This window comes from Bradyrhizobium lablabi (genome assembly GCF_001440475.1).
In the GTDB taxonomy this organism is placed as follows: Bacteria; Pseudomonadota; Alphaproteobacteria; order Rhizobiales; family Xanthobacteraceae; genus Bradyrhizobium; species Bradyrhizobium lablabi.
Genome location: NZ_LLYB01000085.1, coordinates 7,393 through 24,574, shown reverse-complemented (window position 1 = coordinate 24,574; position 17,182 = coordinate 7,393). Strand labels below are relative to the sequence as shown.

Annotated in this window: 19 protein-coding genes and 1 pseudogene; 11 read left to right on the top strand and 9 right to left on the bottom strand. The window is 62.6% G+C overall.

The features are described from left to right. From CQ14_RS45335 to CQ14_RS23700, 6 genes and pseudogenes are all read left to right on the top strand, one after another. Positions 1-181, top strand: a pseudogene (locus CQ14_RS45335) (hypothetical protein); the annotation flags it as partial. Beyond that, a complete protein-coding gene (locus CQ14_RS23720; protein WP_245320471.1) occupies positions 178-1,617 on the top strand; it encodes a TolC family protein in 1,440 nt (479 codons plus the stop codon). The pseudogene CQ14_RS45335 and the gene CQ14_RS23720, both read left to right, overlap by 4 nt. 11 nt (positions 1,618-1,628) lie before the next feature. Beyond that, positions 1,629-3,002: a multicopper oxidase family protein gene (locus tag CQ14_RS23715; RefSeq protein WP_057860257.1), complete on the top strand. Its 1,374-nt coding sequence runs from the start codon at positions 1,629-1,631 to the stop codon at positions 3,000-3,002. Positions 3,003-3,061: 59 nt separating this feature from the next. Then, complete coding sequence (locus tag CQ14_RS23710) at positions 3,062-3,535, top strand: cupredoxin domain-containing protein (protein WP_057860256.1); 474 nt, start codon at positions 3,062-3,064, stop codon at positions 3,533-3,535. Between the two features lie 76 nt (positions 3,536-3,611). Continuing rightward, positions 3,612-3,914, top strand: coding sequence for a copper-binding protein (locus tag CQ14_RS23705; RefSeq protein WP_057860255.1), 303 nt, complete (start codon positions 3,612-3,614; stop codon positions 3,912-3,914). 351 nt (positions 3,915-4,265) lie between these two features. Beyond that, on the top strand, positions 4,266-5,312 hold the full coding sequence (locus tag CQ14_RS23700) for an AI-2E family transporter (RefSeq protein WP_057860309.1): 1,047 nt from the start codon (positions 4,266-4,268) through the stop codon (positions 5,310-5,312). Positions 5,313-5,434: 122 nt separating this feature from the next. Here the strand turns inward: CQ14_RS23700 and CQ14_RS23695 are convergent, their stop codons facing one another. Continuing rightward, positions 5,435-6,277 carry a GNAT family N-acetyltransferase gene (locus CQ14_RS23695; protein ID WP_057860308.1) on the bottom strand — a complete coding sequence of 281 codons (843 nt, stop codon included), beginning with the start codon at positions 6,275-6,277 and terminating at the stop codon, positions 5,435-5,437. A 273-nt stretch (positions 6,278-6,550) separates the two neighbouring features. Between CQ14_RS23695 and mhpA the strand changes: the two genes are divergently transcribed. Both mhpA and CQ14_RS23685 read left to right on the top strand, forming a co-directional pair. Further along, positions 6,551-8,134, top strand: a complete 1,584-nt coding sequence (mhpA, locus tag CQ14_RS23690) for a bifunctional 3-(3-hydroxy-phenyl)propionate/3-hydroxycinnamic acid hydroxylase MhpA (RefSeq protein WP_057860254.1) — start codon at positions 6,551-6,553, stop codon at positions 8,132-8,134. A gap of 239 nt (positions 8,135-8,373) precedes the next feature. Next, positions 8,374-8,787: a hypothetical protein gene (locus CQ14_RS23685; protein WP_057860253.1), complete on the top strand. Its 414-nt coding sequence runs from the start codon at positions 8,374-8,376 to the stop codon at positions 8,785-8,787. A 437-nt stretch (positions 8,788-9,224) separates the two neighbouring features. On the opposite strand, the gene CQ14_RS23680 is transcribed toward CQ14_RS23685, so the two are convergent. Then, positions 9,225-9,491: a hypothetical protein gene (locus tag CQ14_RS23680; RefSeq protein ID WP_057860252.1), complete on the bottom strand. Its 267-nt coding sequence runs from the start codon at positions 9,489-9,491 to the stop codon at positions 9,225-9,227. A gap of 540 nt (positions 9,492-10,031) precedes the next feature. Between CQ14_RS23680 and CQ14_RS23675 the strand changes: the two genes are divergently transcribed. The 3 genes from CQ14_RS23675 to CQ14_RS23665 are packed head-to-tail and all read left to right on the top strand — an operon-like array spanning position 10,032 to position 12,417. Continuing rightward, entirely contained in the window at positions 10,032-10,727 is a 696-nt protein-coding gene (locus CQ14_RS23675; RefSeq protein WP_156435342.1) for a helix-turn-helix transcriptional regulator, read from the top strand. Positions 10,728-10,762: 35 nt separating this feature from the next. Next, entirely contained in the window at positions 10,763-11,575 is an 813-nt protein-coding gene (locus CQ14_RS23670; protein ID WP_057860250.1) for an amidohydrolase family protein, read from the top strand. A 44-nt stretch (positions 11,576-11,619) separates the two neighbouring features. After that, positions 11,620-12,417 (top strand): enoyl-CoA hydratase/isomerase family protein, encoded by a 798-nt coding sequence (locus tag CQ14_RS23665; protein WP_057860249.1) that lies wholly within the window; start codon positions 11,620-11,622, stop codon positions 12,415-12,417. 22 nt (positions 12,418-12,439) lie between these two features. Here CQ14_RS23665 and ccoS read toward each other — a convergent pair whose 3' ends face one another. The 7 genes from ccoS to ccoN form a co-directional block, all read right to left on the bottom strand. Then, positions 12,440-12,676 carry a cbb3-type cytochrome oxidase assembly protein CcoS gene (gene ccoS, locus CQ14_RS47875; RefSeq protein WP_057860248.1) on the bottom strand — a complete coding sequence of 79 codons (237 nt, stop codon included), beginning with the start codon at positions 12,674-12,676 and terminating at the stop codon, positions 12,440-12,442. Between the two features lie 49 nt (positions 12,677-12,725). After that, positions 12,726-13,520 carry a DUF2189 domain-containing protein gene (locus tag CQ14_RS23655; protein ID WP_057860247.1) on the bottom strand — a complete coding sequence of 265 codons (795 nt, stop codon included), beginning with the start codon at positions 13,518-13,520 and terminating at the stop codon, positions 12,726-12,728. A gap of 15 nt (positions 13,521-13,535) precedes the next feature. Then, positions 13,536-13,739 (bottom strand): hypothetical protein, encoded by a 204-nt coding sequence (locus CQ14_RS23650; protein WP_057860246.1) that lies wholly within the window; start codon positions 13,737-13,739, stop codon positions 13,536-13,538. Positions 13,740-13,780: 41 nt separating this feature from the next. Continuing rightward, a complete protein-coding gene (gene ccoP / locus CQ14_RS23645) occupies positions 13,781-14,689 on the bottom strand; it encodes a cytochrome-c oxidase, cbb3-type subunit III (RefSeq protein WP_057860245.1) in 909 nt (302 codons plus the stop codon). Further along, positions 14,680-14,850, bottom strand: coding sequence for a cbb3-type cytochrome c oxidase subunit 3 (locus tag CQ14_RS23640; RefSeq protein ID WP_057860244.1), 171 nt, complete (start codon positions 14,848-14,850; stop codon positions 14,680-14,682). The genes ccoP and CQ14_RS23640 overlap by 10 nt, the downstream gene beginning before the upstream one ends. Beyond that, positions 14,847-15,590: a cytochrome-c oxidase, cbb3-type subunit II gene (gene ccoO / locus CQ14_RS23635; protein WP_199805602.1), complete on the bottom strand. Its 744-nt coding sequence runs from the start codon at positions 15,588-15,590 to the stop codon at positions 14,847-14,849. The genes CQ14_RS23640 and ccoO overlap by 4 nt, the downstream gene beginning before the upstream one ends. A gap of 6 nt (positions 15,591-15,596) precedes the next feature. Beyond that, positions 15,597-17,182 (bottom strand): cytochrome-c oxidase, cbb3-type subunit I (ccoN, locus tag CQ14_RS23630; protein WP_057860243.1); only part of this gene is annotated, 1,586 nt, incomplete at its 5' end.

Genomic DNA, 17,182 nt, shown 5'->3' with positions numbered 1-17,182 from the left:
CTCCCCCCCCGCCACGACACGCCTGGCCGCCGCCGATCCCGCGGATCCAGCAGTTCGCGTTGCCGGGGTTGGCTATCGCTCGACGATCGCGCCCTACACCGCGTTGCGTCCGTCGACGCCGGCGCCATGGCGCGGGCGCAACGACAGCGTCACCCCCAAGCCTCGGCGGGAACAGCCATGAGCATTCGCTTGATGTGGCGCGCGCCAATCGTCGCCCTGCTCGTGACGGCCGGAATCGGCCTGTCCGGATGCGCATCGTTTTCGCCTGATAGCGGCATGACTGTCGTGGCCGACGTCGCGGGGCAGACCATCGGCAAGGAGGTCGCGTTCGTGCGATCGGCCGACGACGCCGAGCGAACCGGCGGCTCGGTTCGACGCCTGCTCGGCCGCACGCTGAGCGCCGATACCGCCGTGCAAATTGCGCTTCTGAGCAACAAAGGCTTGCAGGCCGCGTATAACGAACTGGCGCTGGCCGAGACCGATCTGATCCAGCAGAGCCTGCCGCCAAATCCGACGTTCTCCATCTCGCGCATCGGCGGCAATGGCGCGAGCGAGATCGAACGGCAGGTGGTCGGCGATATCCTTGCGCTTGCGACGCTGCCGTTCCGCTCCGAGATCGCACGCGAACGGTTCCGACAGGCGCAGTTGCGCGCGGCGCTCGCGACGCTGCGGCTCGCCGCCGACGTCAGGCGCACTTATTTTCAGAGCGTCGCGGCCAATGAGATGGTCGTGCTGCTCACCGACGCCAAATCGACGGCGGAAAGCACGGCGCAGCTTGCCAAAAAACTCGGCGAAACAGGCTCGCTCAACAAGCTCGACCAGGCCCGCGAACAGGTGTTTTATGCCGAAACCACCGCCGACCTCGCCACCGCGCGGCAGGACGCAACCAGCGCGCGCGAACGTCTCACACGGCTGATGGGCCTATGGGGCGACAGTCTCGACTTCCGGCTGCCCGATCGGCTACCCACCTTGCCGCGGCGTCCGCGCTCACTCCCCGGCATCGAGGCCGACGCGGTCGGTCACCGCATCGACCTGCAGATCGCACGCATGGAACTGACAGCGCTCGAAAAGGCGCTCGGCCTCACCCAGGCGACGCGTTTCGTCACGCTGTTCGACGTCGCCGGGATCGCCAAGCGCACCCAGGATCCGGAGGGGGCGCCGTTCCGCGAACGCGGCTTTGACATCGCGTTCCAGATCCCGATCTTCGACGGCGGCGAGGTGCGCGTCCGGCAGGCCGTGGAGACCTACAACCAGGCCTTCAACCTGCTGACCGAAAAAGCCGTCAACGTGCGCTCGGAGGCGCGCGACGCCTATCGCGTCTATCGCTCGACATATGACATCGCCAGCCACTACCAGCGCGAGATCCTGCCACTGCGCCGGATCATCACCGAGGAGATGCAGCTTCGCTTCTCCTCGATGCAGATCGACGTGTTCGCGCTGCTGACGGAAGCACGCCAGCGCCTCGCCTCGCTGCGCGCGGCAATCGACGCCAAGCGCGCATTCTGGCTGGCGCAATCCGACCTGCAGACCGCCGTCAACGGCGGCGGATCCGGCGGCGCACGAGAAACTCCAACGACGACAGTCGCGGCAATGCCGGCCGCCGGTGGCGCGCACTAGGGAGACCAACAATGTTTTCACGCAGAGGATTTTTGGGCACCGCCGCGCTCGTCGGCGCCAGCGCCGTCAGCGGCCGCGTCCAGGCCGCCGCCATTCCCGAAGCGCCTGTCATGGACAAGGCGGTGATGCAGCCGCCGCTGCATCCGACATCAGGCCCGGACTACCGCCCCGTCGTGACGCTGAACGGCTGGTCGCTGCCATGGCGCATGAATGGCGACTGGAAGGAATTCCACCTTGTCGCAGAACCCGTGGTGCGCGAATTCGCCGAGGGCATGAAGGCCAATCTGTGGGGCTATAATGGCCAGGCGCCGGGCCCGACCATCGAAGCGGTCGAAGGCGACAAGGTGCGCATCTTCGTCACCAACCGCCTGCCTGAAGCCACCACCGTGCACTGGCACGGCATGATCCTCCCCTCCGGCATGGACGGCGTCGGCGGTCTTACCCAGCCGCACATCCCGCCGGGCAAAACCTTCGTCTACGAATTCGTGCTCAAGCACAGCGGCACCTTCATGTACCACCCTCATTCCGACGAGATGGTGCAGATGGCGATGGGCATGATGGGCATGTTCGTCGTCCATCCGCGCGATCAGAAATTTCGCCCCGTCGATCGCGACTTCGTCTTCGTGATGTCGAGCTATCTCATCGACCCCGGCACTTACCTGCCGAAGGTCAACGAGATGACCGACTTCAACATGTGGACGTGGAATTCGCGCGTGTTTCCCGGCATCGATCCGCTTGCCGTGCGGCTCGGCGACAAGGTGCGCGTCAGAATCGGCAATCTCACCATGACCAACCACCCGATCCACCTGCACGGCCACAAGTTCGTGGTGTCGTGCACGGACGGCGGCTGGGTCCCGGAGACCGCACAATGGCCGGAGACGACCATCGACGTTCCGGTCGGCGCCATCCGGGCGTTCGACGTACTGGCGGATAACCCCGGCGACTGGGCGTTCCACTGCCACAAGTCACACCACACCATGAACGCGATGGGCCACGACATGCGCAACATGATCGGCGTGTCGAAGAAAGACCTCGCCAAGGCCGTCGGCAAGCTCGCACCGGACGCCATGGTGATGGGCTCAACCGGCATGTCGATGGGCAACATGGAAATGCCCGCGCCCGACAACACGCTGCCGATGATGACCGGCGCCGGCCAGTTCGGCCCGATCGAGATGGGCGGCATGTTCACAGTGATGAAGATTCGCGAGGGGCTCGCGCGCGACGATTACAGCGATCCCGGCCCCTACAAATTCCCGCCGGGCACGGTGGCTTGGGAAGTCGACGCGCCACCGGCCGCGCCGGCGCGGCAGGAAACGCCGGCGACTTCCCCGCCGGCGACGAAGGACAAGGATCACAAGTCCATGCACAAGGGGATGAAGATGTAGCGAGTGACCGCGATTGCCTTGAACCGACGACGCCTGAATCAACAACGAGAGAACGACCAATGAAGAACATCGCGAAGACCACCCTGGCGCTGACGGCACTTGTCGCGCTGGCGGCGCCTGCAAAGAGCCACGACAAGCACGCCCATGAAACCCATTCGGCAACCTATTCGGCCGGCGAGCCCGGCAATCCCAAACAGCCCTCGCGCACCATCGAGGTCGAGATGAGCGAGATGGAGTACACGCCCTCGCGCATCGAGGTGAAGCGCGGCGAGCAGGTTCGCTTCGTGATCCGCAATGTCGGCAAGGAAGACCACGAATTCCTGCTTGCCACTACGGAAGAAAATCTGAAGCACGGCGAAGCCATGAAGAAGCACCCGCACATGGAACACGACGATCCGAATGCCGTGCGCCTCAAGCCAAACAAGTCGGCCGAGATCGTCTGGAAATTCACCAAGTCAGGCACGTTCGAATATTCCTGCCTGATCCCCGACCATCGCGACTACGGCATGATCGGCAAAGTCACGGTGAAGTGAGACGAGGCGAAGCGAGACGCAAATCCACGATCATGTCCCGGCCGCAGAGCCGGGACCCATTGAAGAGGAGAATACCATGAAGAAATTCGCGCATACCCTGGCAGCCGCCACGCTCACACTAATCCTGATCGCACCCGCCGCCTACGCGCAAGGCGACGCCGTCCATGGCGAGATCAAGAAGATCGACGAGGCCGCCGGCAAGATCACCCTCAAGCATGGTCCGATCAAGAACCTCGGCATGGACCAGGGCATGACCATGGTCTTCCGCGTCAACGACCCCGCGATGCTCAAGCAGGTCAAGGTCGGCGACAAGGTCGAGTTCGAGGCGGAGGACGGCGCTTCGGGCTATATGGTAACGAAGATGCAGAAGAGCAAGTGACGGACGAAACCGTAGCAACCATTAAACCCTCATGGTGAGGAGGCGCTTTGGCGCCGTCTCGAACCATGCAGGCCCGACTTTGGCCACATCCTTCGAGACGCCGCTAACGCGGCTCCTCAGGATGAGGTCTTGCAGAAGCGTAGGGTGGGCAGAGCGCAAGCGTGCCCAGCATTCCTTGCGGCGTGGCCCGCGGCGCTATGCGCCTTTTGCCCATCCTGCGATTCCAAGACGCCTACCCCGCCAATCTCGACATCCCCGTGCAACCCCGTAGGATGGGTAGAGCGCAAGCGAAACCCATCAGCCGCGTTGCCGAACGACGGCGCAGCCGAAAAACCAACCAACGAGACGCCCGTGCGACGAATTGACGATCAGGTTTTCCGGCTGTTGCTGCTCGCCGTCACCCTCGCCTTTGCCTGGGTTCTGCAGCCGTTCTACGGCGCCATTTTGTGGGCAATCATCGTCGCCGTCATCTTTGCGCCGGTGAACCGCGCGCTGCTGCGCGCGATGCCCGGCCGGCCGAACCTCGCGGCGGTGGTGACGGTCCTGCTCACCATCGCCATCGTGATCCTGCCGCTTGCCATCGTCACGACCTCGCTGGTCCGCGAAGCCACCACCCTGTTCGGCAAAATCCAATCCGGCGAATATGACCTCGCGAGCTACATCCAGCGCATCTTCGATGCGCTGCCGGCCTGGGCGATGGGCTGGCTGGAGCGCTTCAACCTGACCAATCTCTCGGGGCTGCGCGAGACCCTGTCGTCCGGCCTGATGAAGGGCGGCCAGATCCTGGCGCCGCAGGCGCTCAGCATCGGCATGAACACGTTCGAGTTCATGATCGGCCTCGGCATCATGCTGTACCTGCTGTTCTTCCTGACGCGCGACGGCAAGGCGCTGGCGGACCGGATCAAGGAGGCCGTTCCGCTCGGCGCCGACCACAAGGCCGCGTTGTTCGGCCGCTTCGCTGACGTCGTTCGCGCCACCGTCAAGGGCGGCATTCTGGTGGCGATGGCGCAAGGCGCGCTCGGCGGGCTGGCCTTCTGGTTTCTCGGCGTTCACGCCGCGCTGCTGTGGGCCGTATTGATGGCGTTCCTGTCGCTGGTGCCCGCCGTCGGCGCCGGCCTGGTGTGGGTCCCCGTCGCCATCTACTTCCTCGCCACCGGCGCGATCTGGCAGGGCCTCGGGCTGATTGCCTACGGCGTGCTGGTGATCGGCCTCGTCGACAATGTGCTGCGTCCCTTCCTGGTCGGCAAGGACACCAAGCTGCCGGACTATGTCGTGCTGATCTCGACACTTGGCGGCATCGAAGTGTTCGGCCTCAACGGCTTCGTCATCGGCCCGCTGATCGCGGCGATCTTCATGGTGAGCTGGGAGATCTTTTCGGCGTCGCGGCGGGGCGGATAGCATCCGCGGGCGGATGTGTTTCCACCGTCATTGCGAGGAGCGAAGCGACGAAGCAATCCATCTCACCGCGGAAAGAGAAAGAATGGATTGCTTCGTTTCGCTCGCAATGACGGTTTCGGCCCCTACCCCAATTCAAAGCTGGTAACGCCGAACACCCGCTCCAGCCGCAGCGGCGGAATCGCACCGGTATACATCCGCGCTGTCTCGAACACCGGCGCGAGCCCGAAACTTTCCGCCAGCGCAACCGCCTCGCGGTTGATGCCGGGCACATCCAGAAAAATCTCGCCGCCGCCCACCTCGACGATCAAGGCCGACAGCACCGCCTCCGCGGTGGCGCTATCGTCGGCCACCAGCGGTCCAATTTTAAAACCCTTCCGACATGGCCGGATCACGCCCCATCCCGCCAATCCGCCATCGCGCATCACCGCGCAACCGGCATGCCCAGGCGTGCTGATCCACGCCCGCAAGAACGCCGCCCGCGGCGCCGGAAACACCGTCGCATCGTCAGCCTCGATCGCCGCCATCGGAACGTCGCTCAATGCAATGATGCCAGCGCGCTTCGTATCGGGCGCTGTCACCGTGCCGCCATAGCGAATGTTGGCGTAAGCGAGCTTGAAGCCTGACTTCTTGTAATTTTCCTGCTGCGCCACCACGCCATCTAGCCCGATCACCCGCGCGCCGGCATGGGCGATTGCCGCATTCCAAATGCTCATCCCGTAGCCGTTGCCGCGCAGATCCGCGCGCACGATGTAAAAGCCGAGAAAGGCAAAGCGCGCATCGTAATTGACGCAGGACACGGTCGCGACCGGCGCGCCATCGAGTTCGCCGATCAAGAAACCCTCGGGATCGACGGACGCAAAGCACGCATCATCGGCGAGCCCCGGATTCCAGCCCTCCGCCGCCGCCCAGTCTATGGCGAGGGAGATTTCGTTCGGCCGCATGGCGCGGATGGTGAAGTCAGTCATGGCGGACGGTCCCTCGGGAAGGCAAGCCTGCACGAAAGCGAAACCCATTGTCTGCATTCCATCAATAGGCGACGGCTTGGCCCTTCTCTATCCATCCCAGCACTTATCGAGCGGCGCATCTGACAACGACGACCCGCGCCTCTCGCGACAACTTGCATTTCGTTCAATTTTCGAAAATAATGATTTTATCGAAAATTAGGCGGAAGCTGCCGATGCGCAGATCGCGCGGATCGAATGACGTCTCCGCGCCGCCGAAGAACGGCGATCTCGCAAATGACTGAAATTGCCGATGTCGCAATCAGTGGGCTGGGCCCGGTCGGCACCATCCTGGCCGCGTCACTGGGGCGGCTGGGCGTGCGAACGATCGCGATCGACAGGTCTGACGATATCTACCCGCTGCCGCGGGCGATCGGACTGGATCATGAGATCATGCGGGTCATACAGAATCTCGGCCTTGCCGATGCGGTCGCGCCGTATGTCGCGTCCTATCGTCCGACCGAATATCAGGGGATCGGCGGCACCGTGATTGCCCGCTATGAATCGTTGCCGCCGCCCTACCCGCAGGGCTGGCAGCCCAGCCTCGTGTTCACCCAGCCGCCGTTCGAACGAGCGATCCGGCACGCGCTGACAAAAATGCCGGCGGTCGAGGTTCGGCTGTCAACGACGCTGCAACAGCTCACGGAACGCAGCGATCATGTCGAACTGGACGTGCTTTCGTCTTCAGGCGAGCTGGAAACAATTCGCGCCCGCTATGTCGTCGGCTGCGACGGCGGCGGCAGCGCCGTGCGCAAGGAGCTCGGCATCGCGTTCGAGAGTCTCGACTTCGACGAACCCTGGCTCGTGATCGATGTGATGGTCGACGAAGACAGGCTGCACAAGCTGCCGGAAACGATGGTGCAGTATTGCGATCCGGCGCGTCCCGCGACCTATGTCGTCGGCCCCGGCCAACATCGCCGCTGGGAGATCATGCTGCTGCCTGGCGAGGTCCCGGACGACATGAGCCGCGAGGATGTGATCTGGCGCCTGCTCGGCCGGTGGCTCGGCCCGGAAGATGGAAGACTATGGCGCGCGGCGACCTATCTGTTTCACGCCCTCGTCGCCAACGAATGGCGCAGCGGAAGGGTGTTTCTGGCCGGCGACGCGGCGCACATGACGCCACCCTTCATGGCGCAGGGCATGTGCCAGGGCATCCGCGATGCCGCCAATCTGGCGTGGAAGCTCGCGCTGGTTCTCAAAGGCGACGCGCGCGATGCGCTGCTCGACACCTATCGACAGGAACGCCGTCCCCACGTCCGCACCACCACCGAAACGGCAAAATCCCTAGGGCGCATCATCTGCGAGCTCGACCCGGCCAAAGCGAAGGAGCGCGACGAAAAGATGCTGGCCGAGACGGGCAATCCGCCCGTCGTGCGCTACCGCCAGAACCTCATTCCCGCCCTTGTCGAGGGCGCGCTGGCGTCGGAGCAGGGAATGCCGGTCGGCACACGCTTCCCGCAGCCCTGGATTACGACGCTCACAGGCGCATGCCGGCTGGACGATTTCGCCGGATCGTCCTTTCGTCTGGTCGTCTCGCCCGATGTCACCGCGCAGGAAATTCCCGACGACATCAAGCAGACGCTCAGCCGATTGGGAGGTTCGATCCTATACGTCGAAACGCATGGTGTTTCACGGCCGATCACCGCGCGTTCGTTTTCGATCGTGGAGAACGATGATGTGTTGGCCGCCTGGTTTCGCGCGCACCGGATCGTCGCGGCCCTGGTCCGGCCGGATCACTACGTGCTGGCGGTAGCGCGAGGGCCCTTGGAATTGATCGCGTTGAGCCGGCGCTTCAAGGAATGTTTGCGCATAGAAGCGTGACTCGCCATCCGACTTGCGCGCTGTCGTCAAGACCGAAGGAGAAAGCTCTTGCGAATCCATCGGCGTAAAATTCAACGGCGATGATTGCGGAATTTCGTACGCGCTATTCGCGATGCAAATGTGTGTGCAGTCCAGAAATGGCACACTTCTTCGCGCAGAATCTCATTGCGCCCTGCGATTTGTTTAGAGAAAATTAACCGTGCTTGGCTGGCGCGGCTTGAGTAGTTGGAGGCTTCACAATGTACCGATCATCGCTTGCGCTTGGCTTTGTTGCCCTGTGTTCGGCGTCCGCCGCGGCCAGCGACCTGTCATCCGTCTACGTGGCGCCGGGCGGAGTTTATGCGCCTTCCTCGAACGTCTATGTGCGGCCGGGAGCGGCCTACCGGCAACCGGCTTACGTGGAACCCGGTTACGGCTATCGCTCCTACGAGGCGCCGCCCCCCGTCTACCGCGCCCCGGCAGCGGTCTATGGCGAATACGGCTACCCCGCCCAGCCGGCCTATGTCGAACGCGTGCCCGCCTATCCCGAGCGCTACTACGGGCCGGAGCGCGACTACGCGCTTGAATACGCGCCGCGGCCGCCGCTGCCGGTGCCCTATCGCGCCCGTGCGCGATGCGACGACGGCTATGGCAGGTGGTCGTATTGCGACTAGCCTGACGGCTCACACAGGGGGCGTTACCACTCGGGGCGTCGGTCGGAATTTTCGAACCGACGCCTCCTGTACCTTCGGCCAATGTTGCCGCTTTTCGCAAAGACTTATCATTTGTGAAGGCAAACGCCCCGCGCGGGTGTATTCTCCGAGATCAAGCGAGTCGAAATAATATTTGGAATTGATTGTAAACCTGGAGGCCGCGGGATCATGAGATCGGGCGGCCGTTCGCTGGGTTGATGAGCATGACACATCACGATGTGCCCTTCGTGGTCTCGCTAATCTGGCTAACTGCACTCAGCAGTGGACTGATCTTCCTGCTTTTCGAGTGAATGCGGCCGGAAGAGCTGCCGGAGGTTCATGGCGCGTTTACGCCAACAGTTCGGGCCGCTCGAGCTTTGTTGTCAGCGCTCGCATCGCGCGCCGTTGCTTCAAACGGATCATCGCAGGTGGCGTCGTTCAAACGTGTCTCGCAAAATTGCGGTAACCTTGCGATCCAGAACGTCAAGGCGGCTGCGAAGCTCTGTTTGTTCGTCCGATATCACGCGCTTGACGGTGACTTCGACGATCACGGACAGCACGTAACAGACGAATGCTGCCGCCAGAATCGAAGAGACCAGCGGTCGAAAGTCAGGGGTCACATTCCAAAAAACTAGACCTACGATTAGGGCCGCAATCCAGATGACGGCCTTCAAAAATGTTTTCATTTAAGGTGCTCCCGTAGAAGCGCGCGCCGTCCGATTGCCCTGCCTCCAATAGGGCGAGATGCTGGTCAGCCCACAACAATCGATCTTCAGGCCACGCAGTTCCCGTAACTAAAGCAACGTTGCGCTGGAACAATTTGGGCCAGAGCCGACACAAACGACCGCGGTAGCGCGCTTGCACGCACGACCATTTCTGGATGCGATTCCTGCGGCGCGCAGTCACCGCCCCCTTCAATCCTCGCGGGCTCAAGCAGATCAGCGCGCAGGATCGGTTTCGCTTCGCGCTTCCCATCCTGCGTGCTGGAGCCTACAAGGTGCGTATCTTCCAGCAGGGGTCGAGCATTGGCGAACCGGGTCTCGCAGGCTGACGAGGATGGCGAACGGCTGTTCGCGCGATCGGCCTTTTATGCGGAGTTCGCACCGCCGGAAAGCCACGGCCATCTTGTGGATTCGATTTACGTCCTGAAGGATTGCGGGCGGCTGACGGCAAACCGCCTGGCATTCGCCTCGCCGTTCAGGGAGCTCACCTTCAGCTTTCGGGAATTGGCGTCACCGGGCCTGGGGCGCAGCGGCAAGGTGGTTGTGAACGAACCCAACTTTGCGCATCGAAGAAAAGGCCGGGCGTTTTTCGGCTGGGTCATCGGCATAAAATTCAAACCGAATTGGCCGTATCCGTTACACGCCGAAGACCCCGCGATCGTCGCGTGTCAGAATTCGCTGGCGCGCCTCATCAGTGAAGTTCCGTCGTCCCCCGCGATCCTTGCTCCGCTGGACCAGCTCCTGCTCGCGCTGTTCCGGCAGACCCAGCACGGATCGATCGCGAGCAGCGACTATTTTGATACCTCGCACGATCGGGTTACCCGTCTTGCAAGTCACGTCGGCGGTTCGGTGCGAACGCTGCATCGGCGGATGAAGGCATCGACCGGCGTTGCGCCAAAGCGCTTCCTGGCCGTTCAGCGTTTCCGTCGTTCGGTTTACGAAATCGCGACGCGGAATGCCGGACTGTCGCTGATCGCCTCCAATCTCGGCTTCTCGGATCAGGCTCACCTGACGCGCGAGTTTCAACGGCACGCGGGCGTCTCGCCCGGTGCATTCAAGCAGACGTTGCTTGGACGTCATGCGCGGGCTGTCCGATTTCTTCAAGACGCGAGCCCTTCTGCGCGCCTAAGGATGGCGGTGTGGCCGTTCGAGGCCCCGACCAATTCACCTTCGAAGAGACGGGCGCGCCATCGAGCATAGTCGTCGTCTCCTCCGTCCGCTTCGGGAGACCCGACATGATCATCGATGCCTGGATGCAGCATCCCAATGCGGGGTGGATCGGCAATCCGATGCTCGATTCGTTGCGCCGGTGGCGGTCCGGCAAGTGGTCGGAAACGGCGCTTCCCATCCAGGATCCGATTGCCGAGATGGACCGCGTCGGCGTGTCCGTCGGCATGCTCTGCGCCTGGCACGGCCCGAACGGCCCCATGATCGGCAATGACGAGGTCGCGCAATACTGCCGGGAATATCCCGATCGCTTCGTCGGCATCGCATCCGTCGATCTCTTTCGCCCTCTGGAAGCCGTGCGTGAGCTGAGGCTCAGGGTGAAGCGGGACGGCTTCAAGGGATTACGCGTTCTGCCCTGGCTTTGGGGCCTGCCGCCGGACGACCGCCGCTACTACCCATTGTTCGCAGAGTGCTGCGAGCTCGATATTCCCTTTTGCACGCAGGTCGGACATGCGGGTCCCCTGCGCGAGTCGGAGCCGGGACGGCCTATTCCCTATCTCGATCGGGTCGCGCTGGAATTCCCCGAGCTACGCATTCTCGGCGGCCACATTGGCGTGCCGTGGCTCAGTGAGATGCTCTCGCTGGTGATGAAGTATTCGAACGTCTTCATCGATACGTCGGCCTACAAGGTCAGCCGCTATCCGTCCGAGCTGGTCGAATACATGCGGGGCAATGATCGGCATCGGATTCTGTTCGGCTCGAACCACCCGTTCTGGCCCGCGGGCGAATGTATCGCCGGACTTGACGGCCTCGACATCGGCGAAGCAGCCCGGTCCGCATTTCTCGCTGATAACGCGCGGCGCCTGTTCAAGCTCGCCTGAACCTTTTCTTCCGATCGCAAACCCTGAACAGCGGAGAAGATTCGATGCCATGGACCATCGAGCGCCGGCACCCTCACGTCGCCGTCGTCACCATGAACACCAACAAGGTCAACGCACAAAACCCGGCCTTCTTCGCCGACCTTCATGCCGCGTTCGATCGCCTCGAAGCGGAGTTTGCCGACTGCGCCGTCGTCCTGACCGGTTCGGGCGCGGCATTCTCGGCCGGCCTCGACTTCGACCATCACTTTCCATTGTTCGCGCGCCGTTCGCTCAAGGAGATCGACGCCTGGTTCGATGCCTATCGCGCCACGAATCTCCGCCTGTTCACGTATCCAAAGCCCACGGTCGCGGCCATCAACGGCCATGCCTATGCCGGCGGGCTGATTACGGCGCTCGATTGCGATCACCGCATCGCCGTTGAAGGCCCGCTGCAGTTCTCGCTGAACGAGGTGCCGATCGGCATCCCGATGCCGGCGGTCTATTGCGAGATCATCAAGCACGCGATCGGTCCGCGCGCGGCCTTCGAGCTGACCCTGTTCGGCCAGATCCACGATCTCTCCGCCGCGACCCGATTGGGCATTGTTCAGCGGACGGTCGCACCCGATAAGTTGCTCGACGCCGCCGTCGCCTGGGCCGCGCTGGTGCCGCCGGATTGCTGCACGGCCTACGCCTTTTCGAAGCGCGCATTACAGGCAGCCGCCATGGCAGCCATCGACCAGGCCGCCCGCCTCGACCGGGATTGGCTGTCGCGCGGCATGTCGGATCCGGGAAGCATCCAGGCCCAAGCGCGACGCTACAGGGAGCTGAAAGGCCGGGAGATCACGTGGCCGCAGCCGGTCTAGGGCGGTCACCCCTCCGCCCAGGCTAGCGGTTGGGCTTTTCCATGTTTGGGAATTCCGCTTCCCCGGCTTCGGTCTTGATACGGCTGCAGGGCATGGGATGCTTTTCAAGCACGGGTCCTTCATTGCCTTCGAACAGGATGCGATGTGCAGCGCCTTCGAGATCGTCGTACTGGCCACTCTTCAAGGTCCACATGAACGACGCCAGCCCCACCAGCCCCATCCCGATCGCAAGCGGAACCAGAAAGAAGAAATCGATCATGAGAGCGGCCTCGCGAGATTGAGTGTCGAGAGTCCAGCGCGATGCATCGTCACGAGCCGCCCGGCTGCACCGCGCGATAAGCGTGCCATGTGGCATGCCCGAGCAGCGGATAGATGACGATCAGTCCGAGCAAGGCGGTTGCAAGGCTCAGCAGGAACAGCACCAGTACGATTGCCGCCCAGATCAGCAGGACCCGGAGGTTGCTCCAGACCAGTGCCATGCTGCTGCCCATCGCAGTGAGAGCATCGACATCCTCGTCCAGCAGCATGGGAACGGAAAAGGCGCTGATTGCGAACGAGAATGCCGCAAACAATCCTCCGATCGCGGTCCCGACTGCGAGCATCGCCAAGCCGGTCTGCGTGGTGAAGAGCATTGGCGCGATCCGATTGAGACCCGGGAACGGCAACAGGCCGAAAAACAGGGCGTAAATGATGACCGCGGCGCGCATCCACACGACCATCAACAGGCACAGCAGCACGCCGGTGAACAGGATCTGACCACCCGAGCGGGGCCTGACGAAAAAGAGCGAGTGCCAGTGCACGGGTTGCCCGGCTTCGATCCGGCGGCTCTTTTCATACAGGCCGAGGGCCAGGATCGGGCCGACCACCATGAAGCCGGCGAAAGCCGGGAACAGAATGTAGTCGCGCCCGAGCGCAATCAGACTGCCGACAAAGCCGATCGAGAGCAGGAAGATGATCAGGCCGTAAGCGATGCTCATCGCCGGCTGTATCATGAGATCTCGCCAACCTGCGGCGAGCCACTTCAACGGGTCATCCATCTTCAGCGGCCGGACCCATCGATCGACGATCGGAAGGGGCGATGCGACCGGAGGGATCATCGGCATGGCGTCTCTCCCCGCTCAGGAATGACCCGCATTGAGCGCCGTCGAAGGCGAACACGACGACCTTGCAGCGCTGAACTGTCCCCGCGCGGCATCGCCCTCGCCTTGTCTCAGATGCGCGACGCAGGCGGGCTGCGACATGATCGCGACATAGACCAGATGGGCATTGGCGGCGACGAGAATGGCGACGGCGGCGGCGAGCAAGACCCAGACGCTGATCATTGGTCTTGCGCGCGATTGCTTGTCAGGCCTTGCGAGATCGTTCATGGGGTCACCGTCCGCTTGTCGAGCAAATAGAGGGTGAGGATTTTTCGATCGAGCTCGGACAGGCGGCCTTCCCAGCTCGGCATCTGGCCCTGCCGGCCACCCCATATCGAGGTATCGATGGCCTCCAGGCTACCGCCGTATATCCAGGATTTATCGGTCAGATCGGGCGCACCGAGCTCGGGGTTGCCCTTGGCATCGTCGCCGTGACAAGACACGCAATTGGCGGCGAATATCTCCTTGCCGGCCTCGATGGTCTTGGGATCGATCTTGGGATCGACCTTGGGATCGATGGTTGTCGCGTCAGGGTGCGTAAGAGAATAGACGAAGGACGCCACTTTCATGACGTCGGCCCGCGGCAACATCTGGTCGCGCCCGAACGCCGGCATCTGGGACACGCGCGTGTCCTTGTGCGCGGAATTGATGCCGACGCGGATGGTATTGAAGATGTCTTCAGGCTTGCCGCCCCACAGCCAGGATGACGTGGTCAGGTTTGGATAGGCAGGACCGCCCTTGGCGTCATGGCCATGACATGCCGCGCAATTGTCGCCGAACAAGGTGCGGCCGGCGTTGCGGACAATTTCCATGAGCTTTGGATCGGACTGGATCGCAGCGAAGCCTTCCGTTTCGATCCTCCTGGTCCAGACGCTGCGATCGATTGCTGCCTCGTTCAGGGTCGCCGCGACGGTGGTGCGTTGATCCACGCCGAGCAGGCCCTTGGTGTAGGTGACGCCCAGCGGCCAGGCCGGCATCAGGATCCAGTAGACAACGGAGAACAGGACGGAGAGCGCGAGAAAGAAATACACCGCACGCGGGACCGGCGTGTTCAATTCCTTGATGCCGTTCCATTCGTGGCCCGTGGTGAGATAGCCGGTGTAGCTGTCGCGCTCTTGCTGATCTACGGCCATGGCTTGTCCTCGTCGCGAAGGATGGACCGCGCGGCGGAGTCAAAGCGCTTCTTGTTCGAGGGCCAATAGGCGTAGACCAACACCGCGGCCGAGAGCGCGAGCAGATAAAAAAGCCCGAATGATTTGGAAACGCCGACCAGAAAATCGTGCTCTATGCTCATTGCTTCGCTCCAGCATCTGCGATCGGCCTGTGAGCCGCGTCGGTAAGCCGCCCGAGAATTTGCAGGTACGCGACCATTGCATCCATTTCGGTCAATTGGCTGGGGCGCCCGTCGAACGCGCGCACAGTGGTCGCCTTGCCATAGCGCTCGGTAACGCCTTTGGCCTGCGCCGAGTCAGGATTGGACTGGCCGAACGCGTCAAGCGACGCGTTGGCGATCATCTCGTCCGTATAGGGAACCCCGACCGCGCGCTGCGCTTTCAGGTGAAGGCCGAGATCATCGGCGCGCAGTTCGGTGGAAAGCAGCCAGTCGTAGGCAGGCATGACCGAAGGCGGCACCACGTCGCGGGGATTGACGAGATGGGCGACGTGCCATTGATCGGAATACTTTTCGCCGATGCGAGCGAGGTCGGGCCCCGTTCGCTTGGACCCCCACAGCATCGGATGATCGTATTTGGATTCGACCGCGAGCGAGTAAGGACCGTAGCGGTCGACCTCGTCGCGAAGCGTGCGGATCATCTGCGAATGGCAGGCATAGCAGCCCTCGCGGATATAAATGTTGCGGCCGGCAAGTTCGAGCGGCGTGTAGAGCCGCATGTCCGGCGCGGACTCAACCGTCTGATGGATGGTAAACAGCGGGGCGATCTCGACCAGACCACCGATGCTCGCCACCACGATGATGGCGATCACGAGGCCGATCGCCTTGCGCTCCATCCGATAGTGGAATCCGAAGATCGACATGGCATCTCACTCCGCCGGCTGTGGCGAGGCCCCGATGGCCTTTGGCTCCGGCTGATCGGCAGTCGCCTCGGAAATCGGGTTCGGAAGCTTGATGGTCATCCAGATATTGTAGGCGCCGATGCACCCGCCGATCAGGAACAACAGTCCGCCGATGGCGCGGGCGACGTAGTAGGGATGCATCGCGATCAGGGAATCGACGAAGGAATAGGTGAGCGTGCCGTCCTCGCTATAGGTTCGCCACATCAGCCCCTGGATAATGCCGGAATTCCACATCGCGAAGACGTAGACCAAGGCGCCTGCGATCGAGAGCCAGAAATGCGCCTCGACAAGCCCGGCCGAGTACATGCTCTTGCGCTTCCACACCCACGGCACCACAGCGTAGATCGAGCCGAACGTGATCATCGCGACCCAGCCCAACGCACCGGCATGAACGTGACCAACGGTCCAATCGGTATAATGCGAGAGCGCATTGACGGCCCGGATCGCCATGAACGATCCCTCGAACGTGGTGAGCCCGTAGAACACGGCCGCCACCATCATGAAGCGCAACGTCGCGTCGTCACGCACCTTGGCCCAGGCGCCGTTCAGTGTCAGCAGCGCGTTGCCCGCGGATGCCCACGAAGGAACCAGGAGCATCAGCGAGAACGTCATGCCCAGGGTTTGCACCCAGTGCGGCAGCGCCGTGAAATGCAGGTGGTGAGATCCCGCCCACATGTAAAGGAATGTGATCCCCCAGAAGCTGATGATCGACATCCGGTAGGAGAAGATCGGGCGGCCCGCCCGCACCGGCAGGAAGTAATACATCATGCCGAGGAAGCCTGCGGTGAGGAAGAACGCCACGGCGTTGTGGCCGTACCACCACTGGATCATGGCGTCCTGGACGCCGGAAAACAGCGTGTAGCTCTTGGCGTGGCCGATCGAAACCGGCACGGCGAGGTTGTTGACGATGTGCAGCATCGCCACCACCAGGATGAACGCCATGAAGTACCAGTTCGCGACGTATATGTGCGGTTCCTTGCGCCGCGCCAGCGTTCGCAGATAGATCAGGAAGTACACCACCCATACGACGACGAGCCAGATGTCCGCATACCACTCCGTCTCGGCATATTCCTTCGACTGCGTAATGCCCATCGGGTAGCCGGTGACGGCAAGCACGCAGAACAGGTTGTAACCGAGCAGCACGAACCACGGGCTCAACTGGTCCGGCAGGCGCGCGCGCGAGGTTCGCTGCAGGACATAAAGCGAGGTCGCGATCAGGCCGTTGCCGCCGAAGCCGAAGATCACCGCGGTCGTATGGACCGGCCGGATGCGGCCAAAGCTCGACCAGCCGCCGCCGAAGGTCAGGTTCGGATTGACCAGCTGCCATGCCACCCAATCCCCGACGGCAAGGCCGAAGACGACCCAGATCATCGCCAGGACAATTCCGGCCTTGGTCGGATCGTCATAGTAGGAGGCGAACCGTTCATCGGACGGCTCCGGGGCGTAATAGTCCTTGCCGATGAGAAAGATCGTGAGGATGCCGGCAGCGAAGATCAGCGCACCGTGAATGCCGATCGGGTCATCACGCCCCACCACCCCAAGCAGCATTCCGC